Origin of the sequence: Acidovorax sp. JG5 (genome assembly GCF_017939685.1) — a bacterium.
Classification (GTDB): domain Bacteria; phylum Pseudomonadota; class Gammaproteobacteria; order Burkholderiales; family Burkholderiaceae_C; genus Acidovorax.
Genome location: NZ_JAGKSE010000006.1, coordinates 185,611 through 195,464, shown reverse-complemented (window position 1 = coordinate 195,464; position 9,854 = coordinate 185,611). Strand labels below are relative to the sequence as shown.

Below are 9,854 nucleotides of genomic sequence, written 5' to 3'. Positions count from 1 at the left end.
CTTGCGGCATAAAACCAGTCCAAGTTTTTATCCGCATCCCCGGTGGGTCAATATTCAAGCGGCGCCGACAGGATAGCTGCCCAGCGCCATGCGGCCCTCTTTTCCATCGGCATAGGTTTTCCAGAACCAGCGCTTCGACTCGGCCGGGCTCACCTCCAGGTACCCGACGATGATGGGGCTGATTGACGATGCCTTTGACGGACAGCGTCGGTTTGGGGTCGGTCATTTTGACCTCATCATCGACGAGGCGCACCGCTCGGTGTATCAGAAGTACCGGGCCATCTTCGAGTATTTCGATGCGCTGCTGGTGGGCCTGACCGCGACGTCCAAAGATGAGATTGACCACAACACCTACGGCCTGTTCGACCTGGAGAGCGGCGTGCCGACCGACGCCTACGGGCTGGACGAGGCGGTTTCTGACGGGTATCTGGTGCCGCCGAAGGCCGTTTCTGTGCCCCTGAAATTCCAGCGGGAGGGCATCAAGTACGACGACCTCTCCGAGGCAGAGCAGGAGCAGTGGGATGCGCTGGAGTGGAACGAGGACGGCACCACGCCCGATGCGGTAGACGCTGCCGCCCTGAACAAGTGGCTGTTCAACACCGACACCGTGGACAAAGTGCTGGCTCACCTGATGACCAAGGGCCAGAAGGTGGCCGGCGGCGACCGCCTGGGCAAGACCATCGTGTTTGCCAAGAACAATGACCATGCGGAGTTCATTGCCGACCGCTTTAACGTCAATTACCCGCACTACAAGGGCCATTTCGCGAGGGTGGTGACGTACAAGACAGAGTACGCCCAGAGCCTGATTGACGACTTTTCCGCGAAGGAGAAGATGCCGCACATTGCGCTGTCGGTGGACATGCTGGACACCGGCATTGACGTGCCGGAGGTGGTGAACCTGGTGTTCTTCAAGGTAGTGCGCTCCAAGACCAAGTTCTGGCAGATGCTGGGACGCGGGACCCGATTGTGCCGGGACCTGTTCGCGCCGGGCGAGGACAAGCAGTTTTTCTATCTCTTCGACTACTGCCAGAACCTGGAGTTTTTCAGCCAGAACCCGGACCACGTTGATGGCGCGGCCGGCGAGGCGCTGGGCACGCGGCTGTTCAAGGCGCGGTTGCAGCTGGTTGCCGAACTGAACAACCGAATCGCTGCCGGCACTGTACTGGCGGAACCGCGACCGCCCTTTGGCGAACCGTATGACGAGACCCAGTTGCGCACGGACGTGGCCGGCTTTCTGCATCAGCAGGTGGCAGCCATGAACATGGACAACTTCGTGGTGCGGCCGCAGCGCCGACTGGTCGAGAAATACGCGAAGCCACAGGCGTGGCAGGCGCTTGGACCGGATGATTTCAACGACCTTGCGAAGGGCGTGGCCGACCTGCCGACCGAATTCGTCGATGACGACGAGGAAGCCAAGCGGTTCGACCTGCTGGTGCTGCGCACGCAACTGGCTATCCTGCAGGCCCTGCCTGGGTTCGCTGGCCTGAAAGAGAAGATTCAAAACATCGCCAGCGCGCTGGAAGAGCAAGACGCCATTCCCGCCATCAAGGCGCAGATGGTGCTGATTCAGTCCCTGGTCGGTGAAGAATGGTGGGAAGGCGTGACCGTGGCCATGCTGGAAACGGCGCGCAAGCGGCTCATGGCGCTGGTCAAGTTGATTGAGAAAGGCAAGAGGACGGTTGTCTATACCGAATTCGTGGATGAACTGGGCGATGGCGCCGATATTGACCTGCCCCAGGTCGGCACGGGCATGAACCTGGCGAAGTTCAAGGACAAGGCGCGGCTGTTTCTCAAGGCCCATGAAAGCCATGTATCGCTGCAACGCTTGCGCCGCAATCAGCCGCTGACGCCAACGGACCTGACTGAACTGGAGCGGATGCTGGAGCAGGCCGGAGGCTCACCAGAGGTCATCGAGCAGACCAAGGAACAAAGCCAAGGCCTGGGCATCTTCATCCGGTCGCTGGTGGGACTGGACAGCGAAACTGCCCGGCAGGCGTTCAGCCAGTTCGTTTCCGGCACCACCGCAACGGCCAGTCAGATTGAATTCATCGACCTCGTCGTGCAGTACCTTACGGAAAACGGCCTGATGGAGCCTGCGCGGCTTTATGAGTCACCGTTCACAGACATCAATGACAAGGGGCCAGAGGCGATATTCCTGCCAGCTAAGGTGACAGAGATGGTGCGCGTACTGGATGAGATTCGGGAGCGGGCTGTGGCTTGATGAGCACGCACAGCATTGCGTGACTCTGCGCATAAAGACCATGTGCGTCTGACCTGAGCTGAGTGAACCTGAGCTGCCGACTAGCCTTCACGGCGTTGCACCCGTGGCTGTGTATTCCACCGGTCTTTAGGCCGGTCAGCGCGCTGGGTTTTGCTGTGCAGCAGGACGTGGTGCATGTGCACGGCGAGGACCGGGGTCCCTGGTGCGGACATACAGCACACGGGGACGGAGAGGCGCCGCAATCGGCAGTTTTTCAGCATCGCCCAACTTGTTGGCGACCGCGGACAGCAAGGTATCCATGCTGGTATCCACGCAATCGGGCATTTGCTGGATGTTTACCAGCGCATGGTTAACAAGCAGGTAAACGTGAAAGCGCAATTTTTCTGAAGAGCGCGTAACAGGCGCGGTAACAGCGGACAGCGCATTTCTGGAGCCTGAGAAAACCTCAATTTCCAGCCGCAGGTTTCCAAGGTGTTTCCACGAAAACCAATGTTTTCAGCATGTACGCATCATCTGGTGCGCAGGCCGGTACGCAAGGAATCCGGGGGTTGTGCTGGGCCGGTTAGCGCCGTGGTTAGCGCGCTTTCAGGGGCTGGACCGCGCCGCCTGAACTACGAAATTTTCGTAGTACCCCGAAAACGGCTATTTGACGCCCACCAAAGACGCGAGTGAGAGTCCAGCCCGCGCGCTCGGGCAGAACCACAGCGCTGCCAATCTCTTGTCCACTTTTGGCGCCAGGCCCGCGCAGCCGACCAGCACCAGCGTGCTGACCGCATGCCGCGCCGCCGCCTACCGGGTTTTCTGCCGCTGGCACCGTCCCAACCAGACCGAAGCCCCCGCTGCGGGATTTTTCTTTGCCTGGTGCTGGGTGGCTACATGCTGGCTACACGGTGCAAAACCCTGTACCGCTGGCTACATGGCCAGGAAAACAAAAAACCCCGCTATCTTTTGAATAGCAGGGTTTCTTTACTGTACTTGGGGTGGCTGATGGGGCTCGAACCCACGACAACAGGAATCACAATCCTGGACTCTACCAACTGAGCTACAGCCACCGTAGCTTTGAATTATAGCCCGAGAAAACCGGGATTCACGCCAATATTTGTCAAATTTCCGATCAGCCCGGTGTGGACTGGGGGCGCGAAGCCTTGATCTGCACCTTGAAACGATCTTTCAGCAGTTCATAATAGGCCAACCCCTCGGCATTGCTCAACCACTGAAGGTATTGCTGACGTTCTTGGCGGGCGGTTTGTTCGTTGGGTGCCTCGCGTGGAACCAGTCGATTGATCTTGGCTACCGAATATCCCTGCGCTCCCAGGTCCACACCAACCCAGGCTGGCAAGGTGGCCGCACTGGCGCCCAACACAGCGTCCACCACAGGCCGCGGCTGATTCTGGGGTTGGTCACGCGAGATAACCATGGCCGGCTGGAGGTCAGCAACATTGTTCGGCGCAGCTTTCCATGCCGCCAGCTTGGTCTCGCCCTCCTTGCGCGCCAGTTCGGCCGATTTCTCGGCGACGTAAAGACTACGTACACGTGGTCGCACCTCATCCAGCGGCAGGGTGCGTGCAGCGGTGTAGGTGCTTATGCGGGCGGCTGCCATCTGGCTGGGTCCGATCTCTACTGCTTCGGTATTGCGCTTGTTCGCGATGGAGTCCGACGAAAACAGCGCTTCCAGCAGCTTGCCATTTGCCAAGGGGCCTGTGGCTCCCGGAGCCGGCGTACGGGCGACACCCGATGCCGTGAGTACCTTGAGCTTGAGCTTTTCGGCCACGGGCTTGAGGCTGTCCGACTGTTCATAGACCCCATTGGCAAACGATTCCGCCACTTCGGCAAACTTGCGCTGCGCTTGCTGCTGCTTAAGCTCGGCTTCCATGGATGGGCGCAGCTCTTCAAAGCTCGGCTGAGGCGGTATCTTGATATCCGTCAGCAAGATGATGTGGTAGCCAAAATCGGTTTCCACCACATCGCTGATATCCCCTTTTTTCATCGCGAAAGCCGCTTCTTCGAACGGCTTGACCATGGCCCCCAGCCCAAAGAAATTCAGATCTCCGCCGGCACCAGCAGACCCAGCATCTTCGGAAGACTTCCGGGCAACTTCCGCAAAAGTGGCTGGCGCCTTGCGCACCTGATCCAGCAATTGCGTTGCACGGGCCTTGGCTTTATCGCGGTCTGCTGCCGGAGCATCCTTGGGCGCATTGATCAGGATATGGCTGGCGCGGCGTTCTTCCTTGCCGGCAAGACGGGCCAGGTTTTCCTTGTAATAGGTGCGCAGGTCGTCTTCGTTCAAGGTGATGCCCGCACGCACGCTGTCAAGATCCAGCACCACATATTCCACGGCAGCCTGTTCGGCCTGCTGGAAATCGGACGTATGGGATTTGTAATAGTCCTCCAGATCAGCGTCGGTTGGCGTCACTTTGCCGGAAAACTCCGCAGGGTTGAAGCGTGCAATCTGCACCTCACGGCGTTGATACAAGGCATCCAGCGACAGCTTGACCTGTGCATCGGTGCTGAAGGCGGAGCCCATGACCCCGCCGACGACCTGGTTCACTGAAATTTCCCGGCGCACGTTGGCTTCGAAGCCTTCCGGCGTCAGTCCTTGGGCGCCAACCAGGGCGCGGTAGGCCTCGGCATCGAGCGATCCATCGGGGCGCTTGAGGGCGGCAATGGCCGGTATTTCCTGCAGACTGCGGGCCAGGCGACTGTCACTGGTGACGAGGTGCATTTTCTGTGCTGCTGCCAGAAATACCCGGTCTCGCACCATACGCTCCAAGGTTGCATAACGTGCCTCGGGAGAGTCGAGCAGTTGGGCATCCACCGTGGGCGACTGGGCCCGGATTCTGTCGGTCTCCACCCTGTGGGCATTGTCCCAGTCGGTCTGCTTAATGTCGTGGCCATCAACGCGCGCAACAACAGCGCTCTTTTCGGAGAAATAGTTGCTGTCGATGCCCACCAGCACAAACGATGGAATGATCAACAAGAACAACAAGAGCATCACGATCTTGGAGTGCTTGCGGATGGATTCAAACATGGTCGATCTTTCAGAGACAAAAAACAAAAGGCGAACTCTCGTTCGCCTTTGTTCGGTGGTTGTGGTGGGTCCTGACGGTCTCGAACCGCCGACCTACTCCGTGTAAAGGAGCCGCTCTACCAACTGAGCTAAGGACCCCAACCTAACTGGACATCAATTCAAGGCGTCTTTCAAAGCCTTGCCTGGACGAAACTTTGGAACTTTAGCAGCTTTAATTTTAATCGCAGCGCCAGTACGGGGATTGCGGCCCGTGCGCGCAGCACGCTTGCCAACGGCGAAGGTGCCAAAACCGACGAGCGAAACGGTGCCGCCCTTTTTCAGGGTCTTCTTGACGGCCTCAATCGTGGATTCCAGGGCGCGCGCTGCAGCGGCCTTGGAGATGTCGGCGTTGGTAGCGATGTGCTCAATCAGTTCGGTTTTGTTCACAAGAAGCCTCTCGGAAAAGAGTAGATGGATAGTCTCGCGGATATCTGGTCTTCACACGTCCGAAAGCACAACCCTTTGGGCTGGTGGGCATCAGACGGGGGAATGACTGGCATATGCAGCAGGCGCTGCTGCATCAGATTAAAGCCATCGAGTTTCCGGGTGTCAATACAACACGCTGGTTCGAAGCAGCGTTGACTGGAATTCTAGTCGCATTTCAAGGCGTGACGGGGCTTGCAAGGCGTTTTTGTCTCAAAGCCGCCGCATGGGCAACATTCCTGATTGACACCGCACGGGTGTTGCTGGCTACAGCGCTGCAGCGATGGCGCGCCCCACGTCCTGCGTGCAGGCTTTTCCACCGAGATCAGGCGTGCGCGGGCCGCCGCCCTGGGGATCGAGCACAGCCTCGATGGCAGCCAGCACGGCATCGTGCGCAGCGCGGTAGCCGAGAAAGTCGAGCATCATCGCGCCGCACCAGATCTGGCCGATGGGGTTGGCAATGCCCTGCCCTGCAATGTCGGGCGCCGAGCCATGCACGGGCTCGAACAGCGAAGGCATGGCGCGCGTGGGGTTGAGGTTGGCGCTGGGCGCGATGCCGATGGTGCCGGTGCAGGCCGGCCCTAGGTCGCTCAGAATGTCGCCAAACAAGTTGCTGGCCACTACCACGTCAAAAAAATCTGGGCGCTGCACAAAGTGCGCGGTAAGGATGTCGATGTGGAACTTGTCCACCTTCACATCGGGGTAGGACTTGGCCATCTCGGCCACGCGCTCGTCCCAATAGGGCATGGTGATGGCGATGCCGTTGGACTTGGTGGCGCTGGTCAGGTGCTTTTTAGGGCGCGACTGGGCCAGCTCGAACGCGAATTTCAGTACGCGGTCCACGCCGTGGCGGGACATCACCGTCTCCTGCATCACGATCTCGCGCGGCGTGCCTTCGTACATGCGCCCGCCGATGCTGGAGTATTCACCCTCGGTGTTCTCGCGCACGATGAGCATGTCGATCTCACCGGGCAGGCGCGGGCTGCCATCGCGCCGCACCACGGGGGCGATCACGCCGGGCATGAGGCGTGCGGGCCGCAGGTTGATGTACTGGTCGAACTCGCGACGGAACAGCAGCAGCGAGCCCCACAGCGACACATGGTCGGCAATTTTCTCGGGCCAGCCCACGGCGCCAAAATAGATGGCTTCGTGGCCGCCGATCTGGTCCTTCCAGTTGTCGGGCAGCATCTTGCCGTGCTTCTCGTAGTAGTCCCAGCTCGAAAAGTCGAAATGGTCGAATTGCAGGTCGATGCCGAATTGGCGGGCCGCCGCGTCCATCACGCGCAGGCCTTCGGGCATGACCTCTTTGCCAATGCCGTCACCGGCCACCACTGCGATGCGATGCTTCGCCATTCACTCGCTCCTGAAAATATAGCTATCAGCGCTTACCCATCAAGCGCTAGCGGCCAAAAATACTTAAAAACTACTTCACTCGGGCCCGAATCTCAGGCAGTGCCTTTTGCAGGTAATACACCATGGACCACACCGTGAGCACGGCCGATACCCAGATGAGCCAGGTGCCCCACACCCCGGTATCGATCACGCCAAACAGGTGCCCGTCGTACAGCAGGAACGGGATAGCCGTCATCTGCACCGCGGTCTTGACCTTGCCGATCATGTGCACGGCCACGCTCTTGCTGGCACCGATCTGCGCCATCCATTCGCGCAGGGCCGAGATCGCGATCTCGCGGCCAATGATGATGAGCGCCACAAACACATCGGCGCGCTGCAGATACACCAGCACCAGGAGCGATGCGCAGACCAAAAACTTGTCGGCCACCGGGTCGAGAAAAGCGCCGAACGAAGACGTCTGGTTGAGCTTGCGCGCCAGAAAGCCATCGAGCCAGTCGGTGGCGGCAAACACCACGAACATCACGGTGGCGATGAGATTGCGCGTGGCCGGGTCGAGCGGCGCGTAGAACACCCCCACGATCAAAGGTATCGCGACGATGCGCGTCCAGGTCATGATGGTGGGAATGGTGAAAAACATGGGCGTGATTGTGTCACGCTGGCCCGGCCGATTTCAGCGCAGTGCGCGATAGATTTCTTCGGCCAGCTCGCGCGAAATGCCGTCCACCGTCACCAGGTCTTCCACACTGGCCGCCGCCACGCCGCGCACACCGCCAAAGCGCTGCAGCAGCCGGGCGCGCTTCTTGGGGCCCACACCGGCAATTTCTTCGAGCTGCCCGCCGCCCACGCGCACCTTGGCGCGCGCGGCGCGCATGCCGGTGATGGCAAAGCGGTGGGCCTCGTCGCGGATCTGGGCGACCAGCATCAGCGCGGCCGAATCCTTGCCCAGATAGACCTTTTCGCGCCCGTCGGCAAACACCAGTTCTTCCAGCCCGACCTTGCGGCCCTCGCCTTTTTCCACACCCACGATGCGCGTGAGGTCCAGCCCGAGCGCCGTGAACACCTCGCGCGCCACGCCCACCTGGCCCTTGCCGCCGTCGATCAGCACCAGGTCAGGCAGGCGCGCCACGCCCTTGGGCCTGGCGGCCTCCTCGACCCCAGGCGCAGGGTTGGCCGCAAAGTCGATGCCCCCGGCCTCGCGCGCGGCCTCGGCCACCTTGCTGTAGCGGCGTGTGAGCACCTGGCGCATGGCGGCGTAGTCGTCGCCGCCCGTGATGCCTTCGATCTTGTAGCGGCGGTATTCGCTGCTCTGCATCTTGTGGTGGTGGAACACCACGCACGAGGCCTGGGTGGATTCGCCCGCCGTGTGCGAGATGTCAAAGCACTCGATGGTGAGCTGGTCCAGGTCTTCGGGTGGCAAGTCCAGTGCCTCGGCCAGCGCGCGGGTGCGCGCCTGCTGCGATCCTTCTTCGGCCAGCAGCCGGGCCAGTTGCAGGTCAGCGTTCTTTTGCGCCATGTCCAGCCAGGCGCGGCGCTGCTCGCGCGGCTGGTGGATGGCATGCACGCGCACACCGCTTTGCTCGGTCAGCGCCGCCAGCAGGGCCTTGTCCACCGGCACGCTGGTCACCAGCAAAGGCGGCACGGGCACACCGATGTAGTGCTGGGCGATGAAGGCTTCCAGCACCAGCGCCTCCACCGGGCGCGCAGCGGCGGCCGAGACAAGGGCCGCGCCCTCGTCACACCCCGAACCATCAGCCGCTGGCCCTGCATCCTCGGGGCTTTCCGCGTTGTAGACGGCGGCAGCATCCTCCACATGCACCGGAAAGTAAGGCCTATCGCCCAGGTGCCGCCCGCCGCGCACCATGGCCAGGTTCACGCAGGCGCGGCCGCCCTGCACGCGCACGGCCAGAATGTCCACATCCTTGTCGTCGATGGTCTCGATGGATTGCTGGTGCAGCACGCGCGACAGCGCCTGGATCTGGTTGCGCACCTCCGCGGCCTGTTCAAACTCCAGCTTGTCCGAGTGCGCCATCATCCGCGCTTCCAGTGCCTGCAGCAGCTCCTGGGTTTCGCCGCGCAGCAGGGCCTCGGCGTTCTGCACGTCGGCGGCATAGGCCTCGGGCGAGATCAGGTTGACGCAGGGTCCCGTGCAGCGCTTGATCTGGTAGAGCAGGCAGGGCCGCGTGCGGTTGGCAAACACCGTGTCTTCGCAGGTGCGCAGCCGGAACACCTTTTGCAGCAGCTGGATGGTTTCCTTCACCGCCCAGGCGCTGGGGTAGGGGCCGAAATAGCGGTGCTTTTTATCGACCGCGCCGCGGTAATAGGCCATGCGCGGAAACACCTGGCCTGGCGCATCGCCCGTGCCATTGGCGGTGCCCGTGATCTTGAGGTAGGGATAACTCTTGTCGTCGCGGAACAGGATGTTGAACTTGGGGTTCAGCGACTTGATGAGGTTGTTTTCCAGCAGCAGCGCCTCGGCCTCCGAGCGCACCACCGTGGTCTCCATGCGCACGATCTTGCCGACCATGTGGCCGATGCGCGTGCCGCCATGGTTCTTTTGAAAATAGCTCGAGACGCGGCGCTTGAGGTTGAGCGCCTTGCCCACATAAAGCAGCGCACCTTGCGCATCAAAATAGCGGTAAACACCGGGCAGCGCGGGCAGCGCAGCCACCTGCGCCAGCAGTTCTTCGGAATGCACATCAGACATGGCACGTATTGTGGCCGCACGCTGGGCAGCGCCCAGCGGCCACCCCAAAACGCTACACAATCAATAGCTGTTAGCGCTTATCTATC

Annotated in this window: 6 protein-coding genes, 2 tRNA genes and 1 pseudogene; 1 reads left to right on the top strand and 8 read right to left on the bottom strand. The window is 60.9% G+C overall.

Annotated features, from left to right (window positions below; translation table 11 throughout):
- Positions 1–69 precede the first annotated feature (69 nt).
- A pseudogene (locus J8G26_RS19350) lies at positions 70–162 on the bottom strand (Arm DNA-binding domain-containing protein); the annotation flags it as partial.
- 7 nt (positions 163–169) lie between these two features.
- On the opposite strand from J8G26_RS19350, the gene J8G26_RS09650 reads away from it, so the two are divergent.
- The gene (locus J8G26_RS09650; protein WP_210568775.1) at positions 170–2,221 is read left to right on the top strand and encodes a type I restriction-modification enzyme R subunit C-terminal domain-containing protein; all 2,052 of its coding nucleotides are present in this window, start codon (positions 170–172) and stop codon (positions 2,219–2,221) included.
- 976 nt (positions 2,222–3,197) lie between these two features.
- Here the strand turns inward: J8G26_RS09650 and J8G26_RS09645 are convergent.
- The 7 genes from J8G26_RS09645 to uvrC all read right to left on the bottom strand — a co-directional run bounded on the left by J8G26_RS09645 (position 3,198) and on the right by uvrC (position 9,768).
- Positions 3,198–3,273 (bottom strand) — tRNA-His (locus tag J8G26_RS09645).
- Positions 3,274–3,335: 62 nt separating this feature from the next.
- The gene (locus J8G26_RS09640; RefSeq protein ID WP_210568774.1) at positions 3,336–5,249 is read right to left on the bottom strand and encodes a SurA N-terminal domain-containing protein; all 1,914 of its coding nucleotides are present in this window, start codon (positions 5,247–5,249) and stop codon (positions 3,336–3,338) included.
- Between the two features lie 62 nt (positions 5,250–5,311).
- Positions 5,312–5,387 (bottom strand) — tRNA-Val (locus tag J8G26_RS09635).
- A gap of 15 nt (positions 5,388–5,402) precedes the next feature.
- Positions 5,403–5,675, bottom strand: a complete 273-nt coding sequence (locus tag J8G26_RS09630) for an HU family DNA-binding protein (protein ID WP_024815362.1) — start codon at positions 5,673–5,675, stop codon at positions 5,403–5,405.
- A gap of 303 nt (positions 5,676–5,978) precedes the next feature.
- Positions 5,979–7,064, bottom strand: a complete 1,086-nt coding sequence (locus J8G26_RS09625) for a tartrate dehydrogenase (protein WP_210568773.1) — start codon at positions 7,062–7,064, stop codon at positions 5,979–5,981.
- Positions 7,065–7,134: 70 nt separating this feature from the next.
- Positions 7,135–7,701 (bottom strand): CDP-diacylglycerol--glycerol-3-phosphate 3-phosphatidyltransferase, encoded by a 567-nt coding sequence (gene pgsA, locus J8G26_RS09620; protein WP_087746240.1) that lies wholly within the window; start codon positions 7,699–7,701, stop codon positions 7,135–7,137.
- 33 nt (positions 7,702–7,734) lie between these two features.
- On the bottom strand, positions 7,735–9,768 hold the full coding sequence (gene uvrC, locus J8G26_RS09615; protein ID WP_087746242.1) for an excinuclease ABC subunit UvrC: 2,034 nt from the start codon (positions 9,766–9,768) through the stop codon (positions 7,735–7,737).
- Between the last annotated feature and the right edge of the window lie 86 nt (positions 9,769–9,854).

Coding starts and splice junctions, on each gene's coding strand:
- J8G26_RS09650 (WP_210568775.1), top strand. CDS start 170: ATGATGGGGCTGATTGACGATGCCTTTGACGGACAGCGTCGGTTTGGG.
- J8G26_RS09640 (WP_210568774.1), bottom strand. CDS start 5,249: ATGTTTGAATCCATCCGCAAGCACTCCAAGATCGTGATGCTCTTGTTG.
- J8G26_RS09625 (WP_210568773.1), bottom strand. CDS start 7,064: ATGGCGAAGCATCGCATCGCAGTGGTGGCCGGTGACGGCATTGGCAAA.
- pgsA (WP_087746240.1), bottom strand. CDS start 7,701: ATGTTTTTCACCATTCCCACCATCATGACCTGGACGCGCATCGTCGCG.
- uvrC (WP_087746242.1), bottom strand. CDS start 9,768: ATGTCTGATGTGCATTCCGAAGAACTGCTGGCGCAGGTGGCTGCGCTG.